The following is a 15831-nucleotide window of genomic DNA, read 5'->3' on the forward strand; positions in this document are numbered from 1 at the left end:
GAATACGTGGGTGGATCCTGAGGAATCCACTTCAACCGCCTTCTACCGCGTGAGAGTGAAGTAACTCTTGGGCAGAGGATACGAGAAAAATTCAGAAGACGACCCCGATTTACTCGTTGAACTTGGATAAATAAAGAATATTATTTCGCTGTCTAGCGACTCGATTTGTCATCGATCATCTTCGGTGTAGGGTCCGGTGAAGTAGATTTCCCGTCCTTCGTGGGTTAGGTTCGAAATTCCGGAAAAGGTTCTTAGCCTAGAAAAGTTTGGGCCTCTATTCTGGACATCCTCCTCTCTGCACTAAAGCGGGAAGCAACTGATCGTGGATTTACGTACTCCCGACTTGTGCACGGCGCATGGCCTGTGTACATACGGCCAAATTTATGCACCACGAGTGGATTGCCATTCTCGACTTCGGCTCGCAATACACGCAATTGATTGCACGCCGGATCCGCGAGTGCCAGGTCTACTGCGAAATCTTGCCTCATGACACGCCGGCGAACGTGCTGAGGGCCCGGGGGGCGGCCGGGATCGTCTTCTCCGGGGGGCCCGCAAGTGTATACGAGGCCGATGCGCCGCAGGCGGACCCTGCCATCTATTCGCTGGGAATCCCGATTTTGGGCATATGCTACGGCATGCAATTGTTCGCTCGCGATCTCGGCGGAGCTGTGGAGCCGGGCGTGACGCGGGAATTTGGTCCTGCCATCGCTCACGTCCTTCATCCCACCGGATTGCTTGAAGGCCTCAATGACAACGCCGACGGAGCAGAACGCCCCTCGCTGTACGTATGGATGAGTCATGGCGACAAGGTGACGGCGTTGCCGCCAGGGTTTTGTTTGATGGCGTCTACGGAATCCTGCCCGATCGCAGGGATGGCGGATGAGTCGCGGCGGATTTACGGCCTTCAGTTTCATCCCGAGGTGACTCACACGCGGCGCGGCGCGGAAATCCTGCGCCGGTTTGCTCGCGAGATCTGCCGAACCCGCGGCGATTGGCGCATGGGAGATTACATGACGGAAGCCATCGCGAGCATCCGTGAAAAGGTTGGGCGTGACCATGTGCTGCTGGGACTGTCGGGCGGTGTGGACAGTTCGGTGGCGGCGGCCCTGATCCACCGCGCAATCGGCGACCAATTGATCTGCGTGTTTGTGGACCATGGCCTTTTGCGGCTGGGTGAGTCAGACCAGGTCATGCAGACCTTCTCCAGGCATCTGGGCGCGCGGGTCATCCGCGTGGATGCCGCAGACCGTTTTTTTGCGGCGTTGCAAGGCGTGGCGGATCCCGAGCAGAAGCGGAAGATTATCGGTCGGGAATTCGTGCATGTTTTTCAGGAGGAGGCCGAACGCCTTCGCCACGAGGACCAGGAAATTCGTTGGCTGGCGCAGGGGACGATTTACCCCGATGTCATCGAATCAGCCGGCATCAAAGGCAAGCAGGCCCACACAATCAAGTCGCACCACAACGTGGGCGGGTTGCCGGAAACGCTCCGCTTACGGCTTCTGGAGCCCCTTCGTGATCTATTCAAGGATGAAGTGCGAGAGCTCGGCCTTGCGCTCGGGCTGCCTCGCGAGATGGTGTATCGGCACCCGTTTCCGGGCCCGGGCCTCGGCGTGCGGATTTTGGGCGAGGTTCGGAGGGAATACGCGGAGATCTTGCGTCGTGCCGATGCCATCTTCCTCGAGGAATTGCGGCGCGCGCCCGCCGAGGCGGGCAGAAGCTGGTATGACGATACCGCCCAGGCGTTTGCGGTCTTCCTCCCCGTGCGAAGCGTAGGCGTGATGGGGGACGGCCGAACGTATGAGCATGTCATCGCCCTGCGGGCGGTTCAGACGACGGATTTCATGACGGCGCACGCGGCGCCCATTCCGCATGAATTCTTGAGCCGCGTGGCGAATCGCATTATCAACGAGGTGCGCGGCGTGAACCGCGTCGTGTATGACGTCAGTTCAAAGCCGCCTTCGACGATTGAATGGGAATGAATAATACCGAAGAACCGCAGAAGAGGCGTCCAATGTCCTCGTGGGGACATCGGGATGCTGAACCTGTTGCGGCGCCGGCTCGTGTCTCATCCATTCTCCCGCGGTGACTTGCCATGCCCAAACGGACTGACATTCACAAGATTATGATCATTGGGTCGGGGCCGATCGTGATCGGCCAGGCCTGTGAATTTGATTATTCCGGCACACAGGCCTGCAAGGCCCTTCGGGAGGAGGGCTACTCTGTGGTGCTGATCAACAGCAATCCTGCCACGATTATGACCGATCCCGAAACGGCCGATCGGATTTACATCGAGCCCATCACGCCGGAGGCGGTCATCAAGATCCTCGAGAAAGAGCGGCCGGACGCGCTGTTGCCGACGCTGGGCGGACAGACAGCGCTGAACACGGCGCTCACAGTGGCGGAGATGGGCGCGCTGGATGGGTTCGGTGTGGAGTTGATCGGTGCGCGCGCCGACGTGATCCGACGGGCTGAGGACCGGATCGAATTCAAGGAGACCATGGAGAAAGCCGGCGTCGAATGCCTGCGTAGCCGCCTCGTCAATACGGTGGAGGGCGCCCTCGAGGCGGCCGAGTGGATCGGCTATCCAGTCATCGTTCGTCCGAGCTTCACACTCGGCGGCACGGGGGGCGGAACGGCGTACAATCGGGAGGAGCTCGAACGCATCGCGTTTGGCGGCCTCCAGGCGAGCCTCAACCATACGGTCCTGATCGAGGAATCCGTGCTCGGCTGGAAGGAATATGAGCTCGAGGTGATGCGCGACCGGAAAGACAACTGCGTCATCGTGTGTTCGATTGAGAATGTCGATCCCATGGGAATTCACACCGGCGACAGCGTGACGGTCGCGCCGGTGCAGACGCTGACCGACCGCGAATACCAGCGCATGCGGGACGCCGCCATCCGGGTCATGCGCGCCATCGGCGTGGAGACCGGCGGATCCAACGTGCAGTTTGCGGTCAATCCGAAGAACGGCCGGATGGTGGTGATCGAGATGAACCCCCGCGTCTCGCGGAGTTCGGCGCTGGCCTCGAAGGCGACGGGATTCCCGATTGCCAAAATCGCTGCCAAATTGGCGGTCGGCTTCACGCTCGATGAGATTCCAAACGACATCACTCGCGAAACGCCTGCGTGTTTTGAGCCGACCCTCGACTATGTGGTCGTGAAGTTTCCCCGATTCGCATTCGAAAAATTTCCGGGCGCAGAGCCGATTCTCGGCGTCAGCATGAAGTCCGTCGGCGAAACGATGGCGATTGGGACGAATTTCAAAGAGGCCTATCAAAAGGCGTTGCGCGGCCTGGAAATCGGCGTGGACGGCTATGATCTGAAGCTCGAGGCGAAGGTGGCGCACATTGTAGATGTGGAGGCGGAACTCAAGCGGCCGCGCGCCGACCGCCACTTCCTGATCAAGCGGGCGCTGAAGATGGGCATCCCGGTCGAGCGGATCAGCGAGCTGACGGGCATCGATCCATGGTTCGTCGACAACTTTGCGGAAATCGTCGAAATGGAGCGGAAAATCCTATCTCTGCCCCGCCAGTTGCCGTTGCCCGACGAAACGCTTCGCGCCGCAAAACGGATGGGCTTCTCCGATCGCCAGATTGCCGCGCTCCGCGGGGATCCCGCGGCGGATTCCGACATTCGCGCCCAGCGGCTCAAAGCGGGAATTCGGCCCGTGTACCGTCTGGTCGACACCTGCGCGGGCGAATTCGAGGCCTACACGCCGTACTACTACTCCAGCTATCAGACGTTCGATCAATCTCGTGTCTCTCGTCGGAAAAAGGTCATCATCTTGAGCAGCGGCCCGAATCGAATCGGTCAAGGGATCGAATTCGATTACTGCTGCGTTCACACGGTCCGCGCGGTCCGGGAGATGGGCTATGAGGCCATCATGGTCAACAGCAATCCCGAGACGGTCTCCACCGACTATGACACGTCGGACAAGCTTTATTTTGAGCCGCTGACGTTCGAAGATGTCATGAACATCTACGAGAACGAGGATCCATACGGCATCATCGTTCAGATGGGCGGTCAGACGCCTCTGAACCTCGCCGTCCCGCTTCGGAAGGCGGGCTGCCGCCTGCTCGGTACCTCCGCCGAGAGCATCGATATCGCAGAAGACCGAAAGCGCTGCCGAGAACTCCTCGAGCGACTCGGCCTGCGGCAGCCGGAGAGCGACACCGTCATGTCGGTGCAAGAGGCGGCAGCGGTCGCCCGCAAAATCGGTTATCCGGTGATGATACGGCCCTCCTACGTTCTCGGCGGCCGCGCGATGATGGTGGCCGCCAGCGAAGACGAGCTTGGCCCCTTTGTCGAGGCCGCCTTCCTTGCCAGTCCCGGCTACCCCGTTTTGATCGACCGCTATCTGGAGCGCGCGATCGAGGTGGACGTTGATCTGCTTTGTGACGGGCGGGACGTTTATATAGGGGGGGTCATGCAACATGTCGAGGTGGCCGGAATTCATTCTGGCGACAGCGCGTGCGCGACGCCGCCGCACACGCTTCCGAAACGAATCGTCGATGAAATTAAGGATGCCTGCGCCAAAATAGCCTTAGCCCTCGACGTGCGGGGCCTCTTGAACGTGCAACTGGCGGTGAAGGGTGACGAAATCTACATCATCGAAATCAATCCACGCGCATCCCGAACCGTGCCTTATGTGAGCAAGGCGACGGGGATTCCGCTAGCTCGGTACGCGGCGAAAATTGCTCTCGGCATGACTCTGAAGGAGCTCGGTCTTGCCGGCGCTGCGCCGGAACGGCCGTGGTGTGCGGTCAAGGAGGCCGTACTGCCCTTTAACCGCTTTCCGGGCGTCGACCCCGTTCTCGGTCCGGAGATGAAGTCGACGGGCGAGGTAATGGGTATCGACCGCAATTTCGAACTGGCGTATTGGAAAAGCCAGATTGCCGCTGGCCAGAAGTTGCCGAACTCCGGGAATGTCTTTCTGAGCGCGCGTGATACCGATAAGCCATGGGTGGTGCAAATTGCGCGGGAGCTCGTTTCGATGGGGTTTCACCTCTTCGCCACGTCGGGAACCGCACAGGCGCTTCACGAGGCGGGCCTCGACGCCGCCGTGGTTCGGAAACTGGTCGAGGGCGAGCATCCGAATGTGTTGGATTTGATGAAGCGCGGTCAGATCCATTTGGTGATCAACACGCCCAGCGGCGCTGTCGCGCGGGCCGACGAAATCAAAATCCGGTCAGAAGCCATCAGCCGCGGAATCCCCATCATCACCACGGAAGATGGCGCACGTGCCACCGTCGGATCGATTCGCTACGTGCGTGAGCACGGGTGGGATGTGCGCGCGCTTCAGGATTATCTAGGTTGACGCTCGCCAAAGGAAGAGGTTATCAACCGACGCTTCTATTATTGAAAGATGGGTTGGGTGGTCGCCACCCGCTTGGGTGTTGTGCCAATCAATTTATCGAAAGGAGCCAGCATGAAAGTTATCCAGGAGTTCAAAGAGTTCGCCTTGCGGGGAAATGTGGTCGATCTCGCGGTCGGCATCATCATAGGTGGCGCATTTGGAAAAATCACGACCTCGCTGGTCAATGACGTGATCATGCCGCCGATCGGTTACGTCGTGGGCAGGGTCGACTTCAAGGATTTGAAAATCTCGCTGACCCCCCCAGGCGAAACGGCCGCGGAGGTCACCATCAACTATGGCGCGTTTATCAACACAGTTGTGGATTTTCTTATCGTGGCCTTCGCGCTGTTCCTGGTTGTTAAAGCCATGAACCAGCTCAAGCGCAAACAGCAAGCCGCACCGGCTGCTCCACCCGCGCCCCCGCCCGAGGTTGCGCTGCTCACTGAAATCAGAGACCTTTTGAAATCTCGCTGAAAGCGGGGTCATCGACTAAGCTGGGCGTGTTTGCATCATGCACGAATTCGCCCGCTGCTTTGAGGTAGGTCCGGCGCAATCGGTTCGTTTTGTTGTAATGTTTTCGGCCTAAGAATTCGCGCCGGCCTAGCAGTGGCGAGCGTCCGGACACAGAGGCGGCGATTTCTAGGGTTTGAACCGAGGTTGCTGGCGCGAGGGAGCCATGCACGTGTTGGATGCAATTAGCGCAGCCTATATAGCCTGGGGCGCTTGGCGCGGACATGTCAACGGGGTTGCCCGGGAGGGATTCCGGCTTTTTCGATTGGGGATCGCCCTAGCAGCCGGGCGCAGCCTATTCGGACTCGTCCGCGACGGGCTGGGCGAAGCCCTTGCGCTGGGCGCAGATGTGTCGGGCCCGCTCGGGTTCGTCGCGATCATGGGTTGCACATGGTATCTTCTCAGTAATCTTCGGCGCATGGTGGAATCGTGGCTTGGCACTCGATTCTCTCAGCACGCTGCGATGGTGGGTGCGGTCGCAGGAGGGCTGCGCGCCTCGCTCATCGTTATTACGATTGTCGGGATTGCAGGGTTGACCCGTGGAGTGGGGGCTCTTTCGGAGTCTTTTGTGGGTCGCGTAGCGACTTGGTTGGAACAATGATGGCGCTTGTTTTCGGTCGGCTATCATTGCGGCCATCAACGTGTTGCGGTGTGGCACCGGCGCACGTTCGAGGGGGCTATCAGACCTGCGAAGGCGCCGCTGCCTCCGGGAGGAGCGTTTGATGGGACTCTACCCGTTCGATGAAGCGCCGGACCGGACGGGAACGGGGAGCCTGAAATGGGATCGCTACCGGGGCCGAGATGTCATTCCCCTCTGGGTCGCGGACATGGATTTCAAATCGCCCCCCGAGGTCATAGCCGCCCTGCTGCGTCGAGTTGAGCACGGCGTGTTTGGATACACGATTCCCTACGCGGAGGTCATAGAGGAAACACTCGCCTATTTACGGCGCCGGCATGGCATTGAGGCAAGGCCCGATTGGCTGGTCTGGCTGCCCGGCCTTGTCCCAGCCCTGAATTTGCTATGCCGAGCCTTCTGCGCGCCGGGGGAGGCGGTCATGACATGCACGCCCGTGTACCCGCCTTTTCTCAGCGCGCCGGTCAACCAGGAGCGGAAGCGGATCGCGGTGCCGCTTCGCCTCGAAGGGGACCATTGGGGATTCGACTGGGCTGCTATGGAGGCCGCTGTAACGCCGCAGACGCGGCTTTTCATCCTCTGCCACCCGCATAATCCCGTCGGCCGGGTCTGGCGGCGAGGCGAGCTCGAGACGCTTCTCGATTTTTGCGAGCGGCACGACCTGGTGTTGGTGTCGGACGAAATTCACTGTGATTTGATCTTGGATGACCATGTTCCGTGGACACCGACCCTTGTGCTAGGCGAGCGCGCGGCCGGCCGTACAATTACGCTCCATTCCCCCAGCAAGACTTTCAATTTGCCCGGACTCGCATGCGCCTACGCGGTAATTCCCAACGACCGGCTGCGCGCAACCTTCCAGCGCGCTTGCAGAGGAATCGTGACCGAAATCAATGCTTTCGGCTATGCCGGTTGCGCTGCAGCCTATCGGTTCGGCGAACCGTGGAGGCAGGAGCTGATAGCGTATTTGCGAGCCAATCGTGATCTTCTCTACTCGTTCGCCAAGGAGCATTTGCCGCGAATACTTTTGCGGCCGATGGAGGCAACGTACCTGGCCTGGCTGGACGTGCGTGGACTCGGGGTCGAACACCCTCACCGTTTCTTCGAAGAAGCGGGAGTGGGGCTTTCGAATGGCGTCGACTTCGGCGCGCCGGGTTTTCTGCGACTGAATTTCGGATGTCCTCGAAGCCGTCTGGAGTCGGCGCTCGAACGTATGGCCCGAGCGCTCAGGGCCGTCGTCTAAGAGGGCGGCACTCAGGGGTGCAGCTCGGCCTCGACGCGTTCTCGGGCGAGTCGGCGCAGCTCCTCGAGAGGGGGCAGCGCCAATCGCGCCTGAAGGTCGGGCGATGTGGAGATTCGCCGTTGGTGCTGCTCCCAGGTCAGCCGGGCAAGGCCGGCATATCCCATCGCGCGACGTTCGTCGCCCGCGGCTCGCCAGAATTCGCTCTGGAAAAGAGCTCCCTCGACAATCGCACGGGCGTCGCGGGCGCTTAGGCGGGCGTGTCGCGAAACAAACTGCTCTTGCACAAATGCCTCGAATGACGCGGTGCCTGCCTCCTCTGGATACTTCGACCGAAGCTCCTCAAAAAGGGCGCGCGCTTCGGCTTCCTGGTTGTAGATGAACCGGATGACCAGGGCTTCACGCAAGAAGTTTGCGTGCGCAGTTCTCAGTGTTTCCTCGCCTGGGAATTTGGCAAGTGCCTCTGCGTAGGCAGCTTGCACGCGTGGGGCCAGATCGGGATTTGGGGATAAAATGAACAGGTCCCGTTTCCGATCCCAAAATAGATTTCCCTGGCGAAAGGCGTCGGCCACTGAATGGAAGATCATTCGCTCGGCGGCGACCTTGTCGAACTCCCGCTTCGCCACGCGCCGACTGTGCCAGGCCCAATAGAGCGAGTGCGCTTGCGGAAGGCGCCAGTCCAAGGGTCCGTAGGTCTCTTCAATTTCCCGCATCGCGAGTGGATCGAGTTTGTAGTCCTCGACCATTCGTTGTCGCCGCAGATATTCAACAAGTTCACGGCCCGCATTTGAGCGGAGAGGATCTCCGGGCTGCGCCTGTTCTGCCTCGGCGATCCGGCCGTAGGAAAAAGGCTGCCGGCCCTCGGCCTGAAGAGCCGAAACCAACTGGGCCACGCCGGGCCGCGCCATGAGCTCTGCGCGCGATGGGGCGGCACGGGCGAGCGCTTCGAAATCTGGGGCGCGACCCCGCCACAACTCCTCCATTTCCGCTGCCCATGCCCGCTTGTAATACATATGAGCGCGATCCATCTCGCCCCCGACCTTGTGCTGGAAAAGCCAGCCCAGCTCGTAAAGCAGCCGCGCGTCACCCGGGTTGTAGCGCAGTCCTTCGTCGCGCAGCAGCGAGATGCCGTGGCGCACCCAACGCCAACGCTCCTCGGGGCTTTCGAGCAGCACGCTGATGTTGTAGGCCAGATTCCAGGCATGGAACGCCCAGATGCTGGTGAAACGGGGCTCTAGCTTTGTGATCCAGTCGGCGAGCTGGACGAGCTCGAAGTAGCGGCCCTCCTCTTGGAGCCGCGCAGAGCGCAGCCACAAGATGTCGGCGACGATGCCTCGAAACCCGCCCAGCGCAACGGTCGTGAACGCGACCAGTGGAGGCGCATTGATCAGGGGATCAGCCTGACTGATCCCCTCTTCGCGCCGCGCATCGCGCAACTCGGCGTTCAGGCCGGACGAGACCCAGAGGGCCACTGCCGCAAAGAGGCTGGCAAAAATGACGGTCAGGCGCTTCATCATCACGCGCTCGGCAGCGCCAGCTCGCGACGCGACAGAATGCCGGCGCCCAATCCGGCAAAGAGGCCGCCATAGGCGAGCGCCTGAACCCCGAATACACGTAACAGGTCTCGACCCTCCACCAGCATTCCTGTCGCAACAAGGTCGAGGGCCGGCGGCGTTCGAAGCGGGTGCAACGCCACGCGCAAGATTTCACCTGTCCGCTCCAGGACTGCGAGAACGCCGCGTTCATCCGAGCGAAATTCCGCCGTATACCCGGCTAACTGGACACTCAACAGGAACGCAACCGCCATGAACAAGGCAACCGGTACGGAAAACAGCGCCCCAGATGTCACGCCTACCGCGGAGAGGAATGCCAGTCGCGTCAGCAACATAACAAAGGCACGGGCGCAGTTTCCGTAAAAACCGCCCGCCGGGAGCAAAACACGAATGCCATCGGCAGGATCAAAAATCAGGGTCTGGTTGCTGCTGTCCCGGTTGACAAAGGACAATGTAAGCTCCCGCGCTCCAGCTAAAACGCCGGCCGGCACATCCACCACCTGAACGGACTGGGGAATGAAGGTCACATTGGTTTGCCACACCGTCGCACCGCTAACAGAGGCAATCCATATTCCCTCCGAGCCGGAAAGATTTAGCTGTGACGGCGAAGCCCGAAACCGGATCCTGACGCTTTCCGCGGCCCGGATTGGGCGATCGAGTTGGAAAGACCAGTCCTTCCGGCGCCCTGGTGCGACGGCTGAGCTTCGGGCTAGCAACTCCTGCCGAATCTGGCGCAGGGCTACTTGTTGATTTACATCGGCCGGGTAGGCGCCCGAACGGATTCGTTCTTCCAGAAGCGCTTGCGCCGCCGATTCAAGGTTTTCTTCGACCGGCGAGACCGGCTGGAAGACCAGTTGCCAGTCTCCTCGTTTGTCCGACTGCGCGTCGAGTAGGTCGCGTGGCAGAAGGGCCAGCGTGGCCGCAAATGCCGCGGCAAGGAGCACCGTGTTGATGGCCATGATTCCGAGCCATTTTCCGAGCCAGATTTCCATACAGGTGACCGGTTTGACCGCCACCAGGTGAATCTGCTTTTGCTCGATCTCCTCGGAAATCGACAAAGCGCCCGCCCACAAACTGGACAGGGCGAGCAGCCCAAACGCTGCGCCCAGGCTGTAATTTAGCACAATCCGCAACTGGCCTTCGGCCGTGCCATCGCCTTTCAGCGTCAGTGGGAGGCCCACGACGGCCGCGGCCATCAGCGCCAGCAAACAAACAACCATTTTTGAGCGGACGGCGCTGCGGACAGTGATAGCGGCAATCGCCAGAATTCGCCGAAATACCAGACGATTCATCTAATCCCCATCCGGTTTTACTAGCTTTGATAGCGCCCGGTTCGGGTCCGGCTGCGCAGGACGCTGCGCTTCTCCCGCGGGCGCCGCCGCAGACGCGGGCGATTCTGGCTTGACCATCGCGGCTAGCAAATCGGCCCCGCGGGCCGAGGGTTCAACCGCGGCGAGGTATTCCGCGACGCCTTTCGATGCGCCCACGCCCGAGGCCTCGGTCGTTTCGCGCCGCGCGCGCTCGACGACATCGAGGAAAAATTGTTCCAGATCTCGCGTGGGGTGATCCACCCCTGGCTCGGCGCCTAGCTCCGCCCGGAGATAATTTAGAATTCGTTGCATCGTTCCGGCGTCGACTTCCATCGGCAACAGTATGCGCGTCTGCGTGCGGACTTCCAATAACTCGCGGATCGGGCCCAAGGCCTGAATTTTGCCGTTGTACAAAATCATGACCCGGTCGCACACATCTTCCACATCGGCCAGCAGGTGGGAAGAAAGCAGCACCGTTTTGCCGCGCTTCGCCAGAGTAAGAATCAGATCCTTGATCTGACGGCAGCCGATGGGGTCCAGGCCGGATGTCGGTTCATCGAGGATCACCAGATCGGGATCGTTGATCAGCGCCTGGGCCAGGCCGATCCGGCGCATCATGCCTTTTGAGAATTCCCCAACTCGACGATGCCGGGCATGTTGCAGGCCGATCATCTCGAGAAGCTGCTCGATTCTCCGGCGGCGCTCCGAACGGTCGAGATCAAACAGTTTTCCATAGAAGTCCAAGGTCTCCTCCGCGGTCAGGTACGGATAGAGATGGGATTCCTCCGGCAAATAGCCAATCCGTGCCTTCACGCGGACGTCGCGCGGGTCGCGGCCGAGCACGCGCAGAACTCCACGAGTGGGCTGCAAAAGGCCCAAGATCATCTTGATGGTCGTGCTCTTTCCGGATCCGTTGGGACCGAGCAGCCCAAACACCTCACCCGATTTGATTTCAAACGAGACATCTCGGACCGCGTGGACCTTCGGGCGCCGCCAAAAATCACGGAATTGCTTGTGCAGGCCGACGGCAACGATCACTGCCTCGCTGGACAAGCTCGCGTTCATGGATTGGACTCTAACGGGCTTGGCGCCGCCATGCAACTTGGCGCACCGGGCCCGCGGCTCCGATAACGGGAGGGGGCCGCTCCGCGGGCGCAGCGAAGAGCTTGACCTGTTCGATAATTGGCCTCATTCGCGATTCAGGAAAAGTGATAATCTCTTATCTCCGGGAAGGAAGAGCCGCTCTAATCCTACTTGATTCGCGTAGTCCTTTCGAAATTCCGCACGAACAAAGTCTCGGCACCGCCTGTCAGGGCTTTAGGGCGCGAATTCGATAAAAGCCCTGCGGATCATTCAGCGGCCAACTGTTTGTCGGGGGCTGGGCCGAAAGATTGGTCGCGATTGTGAACCAAGCGCCTACCAGGAGATCGGTGGCTCGATCTACGAAATACAAACGATTCGAATGGCTCGGCCATCGAAGGGCGGTTGCGTCGCCGGAAATTCGAAGCCATGACGCAGCGGACCGGGGGTCGGTCCCTGCGAGATATTCTTCACGGTCCAACATCCCATCGCCGTCCAGGTCCGAAGAGCTTCCCATGACGCTGAGTTGTTTGACATAACGCGCCTCCCACTGGTCGGGGATTCCGTCGCCGTCGCCGTCCCAGTCGCTTTCGCCCTCGAGGAAAAGTTGTACCGCCGTGTCCGTGTTCAGATTGCTCACGCCAAGCGATACGACGCCCGATGCGTCGGCCGTGACCCCGTTGGTGCGGTATGGCAGCCCATTCGTCGTGCGATACCAAACCGCGCGGTAAGGAGCATTCGGCCGTGACATCGGAATCTGGATGTTTGCGGTTATCGCCGTAACGGGCTGACCGTTGACGACGCGCCACCAGGTGTGGTCGCGGTTGTCGATCCACAAATAAGCATGGCCGGCGGGGACGTCCTTTTGCCCGACCAGCCGAACGCGCGCGTGCGCGCTGGTCGCGCCGATCGACTGATACCGCGAATTGGCAACGGGGATACCGTCCATGAAACGGTTCCAGTTGCCGAAAAGGTGGTGCAGGTTATGCCGCCAAATGTTCTGGGCGTCCCACCATGTGGGGTACACAAAGGCCGCCCCGCTGCGGGCCCAAATCCATTTGTGCAGCCAGACGCCCGTGACATCGTTCGTCAGGAGGGGGTGTTCGCCATACGAGGACGTGTAGAGCGAACATTCTCCCCAATGGCCGGGCTTGCCGAATTGCGCGTCGAGCCAGCTCTGCGCAAACGCCAGGTAATAATTCGCGCTGTCATACAGGATGTCGGGATGTTCATCTGGGTAGAGCCAGTTGCCGATCGTGTAGGCATGGAAATCGGTTGCGTGCACATCCGCGGCAAACGGGGCTTTCCAAGCGTTTTCCGCTAGTCCGAACCATGTCGAGGAGGACACCGGCTTGGGATTGGCCTGTCGATTCCACCAACGGGCCATGTGGCCGAGCAGGCGGAAGTGGTCGGTCGGACCGGGCGCTTCTTCGTTCACGAACTCGATGCCGGCGAGCGATCGAAACGCGCCGAATCGGGCCTGGAGATGGCGCCAGTGCCACTCATGGAGTTTGACCGTCGGCGCATTCGTGTCGGGTTCGTTGAAATGGCCTCCGCGCCGATCCCGCAAACCGGAGGGCGATAACACATTCAGCGACCACTCCTGCTTTTCGTTAATCAGTGTGCGGATATAGAGGCCTTTCTTCTGCGCCTCCTGATAGATCCGATCCATGCCGGCGCCGCGCCGGGGATTGTAGGAGAAATGCGCGTGGGTAAATCTCGGCAATCCATTGATCGCGGGGCCCAGCGCCCCGCCGGGCAGGACCTCATGCACGGCGCATTCGTCCACAAACGCGCGGCCGCCGGTTACGTTTTCGAGCACAATCAACAAATTTGGCGCGATGTAGGTCGACGCGGTGAAGATCCCGCTTGCGACGTGCCAGGGCGTATCGCCACGCACATATGGCACGGTGGCCGGCTCATCGGTCGTTTGCCCCGGTTCGGGCCACCCGTTATAGAGCTTGGCCGTCACGCCGTAGGACCCGGAGGTTCGCGGACCTGTGATATTCTCGGTGCGCCAGCGAACGCGAATTGCGTACACCTTGCCCGGTTCGAGGCTCGCCGACTGGCCGTTGAAGCCTTGGAATATCAGCGGGTTGAACGCCGGATCCAACCAATTGGTCGGATGGACATCCAGCTTGAATGACCCGAGCGCCTCGGCGTATGCGCTTTCGAGCGACAGCATGTACGGCGGCACCGTTCCTTCGTACGGGCGAGTGCGCGAACTCCATGGCTGCCACGAATTTCCGAAGAGGTGACCCGACGACCACCAGCGGAAATACGTGGCGTTCCCGACCCCGATCTCGGCGAAGACGCTTGTCGCATTTAGCGAAAAACGGTGCGCATCAAATCCGCCAAGGCCGAATCCATTGCCCAGAAAAGGCGTGCCGTCGGCAAATTCGTAGTATCGCCAGTCGTTCGTTGAAACGCGAATCGGGCCGCGATTCAGCGGATTGGTCGGCGCAACGACGTTGAAATACGCGGTAGGGGAATTGGCGGAGCCTTTTGCCTCCTGCGCCTCGACGCGAACCGACCAAAGTCCCTCGCGCATCGGCGCGAATCGCGCCTTCCACACGGGCTTGCCGGTCGGCACGGCCCATTCAACGCCGTCGCGCTCTTCGAACCGGTACGGTTGATAGAGAAACGCCGGCACGCGGAATTCGGTCGCACCGGCATCGGGTGAAAAAACTGCATCGACAGTGATGCCATCGGCGAACTCCACGCCGCGCGGCAGATTCGTTTCATAGGGAAGTTGAGGATGCGTGGCTGCGGAGTTCAGAACGTCAAAGGTGACTTCGATCGGATCCCATTTCTCGACAGGGTTCGGGTGGAGCTGCAGCGCTCCGATCGAAAGCGGGTCGGCGGGCTCGTAGCGCACGACGCGTTCGTCGGTCACCACCCTGCCGTCGGATTGATGCGCCTGCGCCAACAGGCGATTCCACCCCGGCTTCAACGGGACGGAGGCCGACCAGTTGGTGGTTCCATTAGCGCTCAAAAGAATTTCGCGATCTGTGCTGACGCGGATGATCAGGCCGCTTCCGCTGGCCGTACCCTGAACAAGCGCCGTCGGAGCAATCAGTATGTTGGTCACGGCGATAGACGGCCAGCCGGGTGAAAAGGCGGTCCACGAGATATTCGTTTCGACGACGGCCCCGTCGTCGTCCGCCACACGCACGCGCGCCGTGTAGGCGCCCGGCACGCCAACTCGTCGCGCGCCCTGCAGATCCAGCGAAATCGCGCCATCGCCGAAGGTCCATTCGACCAGTTCAAGCGCGCCGTCCAGATCGTCGCCGACCACGGCGAACGTTTGCGTGGCGGGAAGGCTCGTGATGTTCGTCGGACTAAGGAGAAAGCTCACTTGTGGCGGCGTATTCGAGGGAGGTCGAACAAATACTGTTACCTCATCAACATGAACGGTCATCAGCCGACCGCTGCCACCGAAATAGCCAAGCCCGATGCGGGAGGCATTGCCGATGGCGGTGAAGGCAAATGCGTGTTTGACCCACGAGGTGCCGTAATCTGCAACGGTCAGGAATGGCGTCTGGCCAAGATTCGCCCAGCTTTGGTAGTCGGAAATCCCGATGGAGAAGCCGCCCCAGTCGTAGCCGCTTTCAGCGGCGATACGGACCCATGCCGTTACTTTGTAGTTTTGCCCGGAAACTGTCGGGAAGGTCTGTTCGATCCAATGACCATTTAGAAAGCGGGCCGCGAAGGAGCCGGATTGTTTGTCGTTTGTGATGATGGAAGGCGTCCCCGAAACGGACCAATTTGTAAAGGTCCCGGATTCAAACCCGCCGTTTGTTAGAATATTCGTAGTTCCGAATCCCTCTGAGGCGATCGCGGCGAACAATCCCCAAATGGCGAGTTTTTTCATAGGGCGACCTCATTGCGCCGGATGGACGACGACACCCTCCGTGTTCCTCAGAATTACGTAACCTTGGGCAAAAACGGCGCCAGCGCTTGATCCGTAAACGGGGGCACCTCCGATATCATCCGAGCTGTAATAGCGGAGGTTGAACGTGCGCTCGCGTAGCGTATCCCAGCCGCCATCGTTCACCCACGTGCTGGTGACGATCGCATTGTGACATCCGGTGACAAGTTCCCCTTCGTCCGAAACCTTGTGAATGTCGCCGCCAACGTCTAGGCAGTCG

The 15831-nt window shown here is 60.3% G+C and carries 10 protein-coding genes; 5 read left to right on the forward strand and 5 right to left on the reverse strand.

Annotated elements, in window-relative coordinates; all coding sequences use genetic code 11:
- The first annotated feature begins 383 nt into the window (after positions 1-383).
- The 5 genes from guaA (at position 384) to NZ740_10275 (ending at position 7740) form a co-directional block, all read left to right on the forward strand.
- Entirely contained in the window at positions 384-1979 is a 1596-nt protein-coding gene (gene guaA, locus NZ740_10255) for a glutamine-hydrolyzing GMP synthase (GenBank protein MCS6772384.1), read from the forward strand.
- Between the two features lie 113 nt (positions 1980-2092).
- On the forward strand, positions 2093-5317 hold the full coding sequence (carB, locus tag NZ740_10260) for a carbamoyl-phosphate synthase large subunit (GenBank protein ID MCS6772385.1): 3225 nt from the start codon (positions 2093-2095) through the stop codon (positions 5315-5317).
- A gap of 111 nt (positions 5318-5428) precedes the next feature.
- Positions 5429-5830, forward strand: coding sequence for a large-conductance mechanosensitive channel protein MscL (gene mscL / locus NZ740_10265; protein MCS6772386.1), 402 nt, complete (start codon positions 5429-5431; stop codon positions 5828-5830).
- A gap of 208 nt (positions 5831-6038) precedes the next feature.
- A complete protein-coding gene (locus NZ740_10270; GenBank protein MCS6772387.1) occupies positions 6039-6467 on the forward strand; it encodes a hypothetical protein in 429 nt (142 codons plus the stop codon).
- A gap of 121 nt (positions 6468-6588) precedes the next feature.
- Positions 6589-7740: a PatB family C-S lyase gene (locus NZ740_10275; GenBank protein MCS6772388.1), complete on the forward strand. Its 1152-nt coding sequence runs from the start codon at positions 6589-6591 to the stop codon at positions 7738-7740.
- Between the two features lie 11 nt (positions 7741-7751).
- Here NZ740_10275 and NZ740_10280 read toward each other — a convergent pair whose 3' ends face one another.
- The 5 genes from NZ740_10280 to NZ740_10300 all read right to left on the reverse strand — a co-directional run.
- Positions 7752-9257, reverse strand: coding sequence for a hypothetical protein (locus NZ740_10280; protein ID MCS6772389.1), 1506 nt, complete (start codon positions 9255-9257; stop codon positions 7752-7754).
- On the reverse strand, positions 9254-10582 hold the full coding sequence (locus NZ740_10285) for an ABC transporter permease (protein MCS6772390.1): 1329 nt from the start codon (positions 10580-10582) through the stop codon (positions 9254-9256). Before NZ740_10285 ends, NZ740_10280 begins: the two co-directional genes overlap by 4 nt.
- A complete protein-coding gene (locus tag NZ740_10290) occupies positions 10583-11665 on the reverse strand; it encodes an ABC transporter ATP-binding protein (GenBank protein ID MCS6772391.1) in 1083 nt (360 codons plus the stop codon).
- Between the two features lie 244 nt (positions 11666-11909).
- On the reverse strand, positions 11910-15554 hold the full coding sequence (locus NZ740_10295) for a PKD domain-containing protein (protein ID MCS6772392.1): 3645 nt from the start codon (positions 15552-15554) through the stop codon (positions 11910-11912).
- Between the two features lie 9 nt (positions 15555-15563).
- A partial coding sequence (locus tag NZ740_10300) for a hypothetical protein (GenBank protein ID MCS6772393.1) occupies positions 15564-15831 on the reverse strand: 268 nt, incomplete at its 5' end.

It is taken from the genome of Kiritimatiellia bacterium, from assembly GCA_025054615.1.
GTDB lineage: Bacteria > Verrucomicrobiota > Kiritimatiellia > CAIVKH01 > CAIVKH01 > JANWZO01.

What these genes read in the sequence shown, in the direction of transcription:
- guaA (MCS6772384.1), top strand. Translation starts at nt 384, where the DNA reads ATGCACCACGAGTGGATTGCCATTCTCGACTTCGGCTCGCAATACACG.
- carB (MCS6772385.1), top strand. Translation starts at nt 2,093, where the DNA reads ATGCCCAAACGGACTGACATTCACAAGATTATGATCATTGGGTCGGGG.
- mscL (MCS6772386.1), top strand. Translation starts at nt 5,429, where the DNA reads ATGAAAGTTATCCAGGAGTTCAAAGAGTTCGCCTTGCGGGGAAATGTG.
- NZ740_10275 (MCS6772388.1), top strand. Translation starts at nt 6,589, where the DNA reads ATGGGACTCTACCCGTTCGATGAAGCGCCGGACCGGACGGGAACGGGG.
- NZ740_10285 (MCS6772390.1), bottom strand. Translation starts at nt 10,582, where the DNA reads ATGAATCGTCTGGTATTTCGGCGAATTCTGGCGATTGCCGCTATCACT.
- NZ740_10290 (MCS6772391.1), bottom strand. Translation starts at nt 11,665, where the DNA reads ATGAACGCGAGCTTGTCCAGCGAGGCAGTGATCGTTGCCGTCGGCCTG.
- NZ740_10295 (MCS6772392.1), bottom strand. Translation starts at nt 15,554, where the DNA reads ATGAAAAAACTCGCCATTTGGGGATTGTTCGCCGCGATCGCCTCAGAG.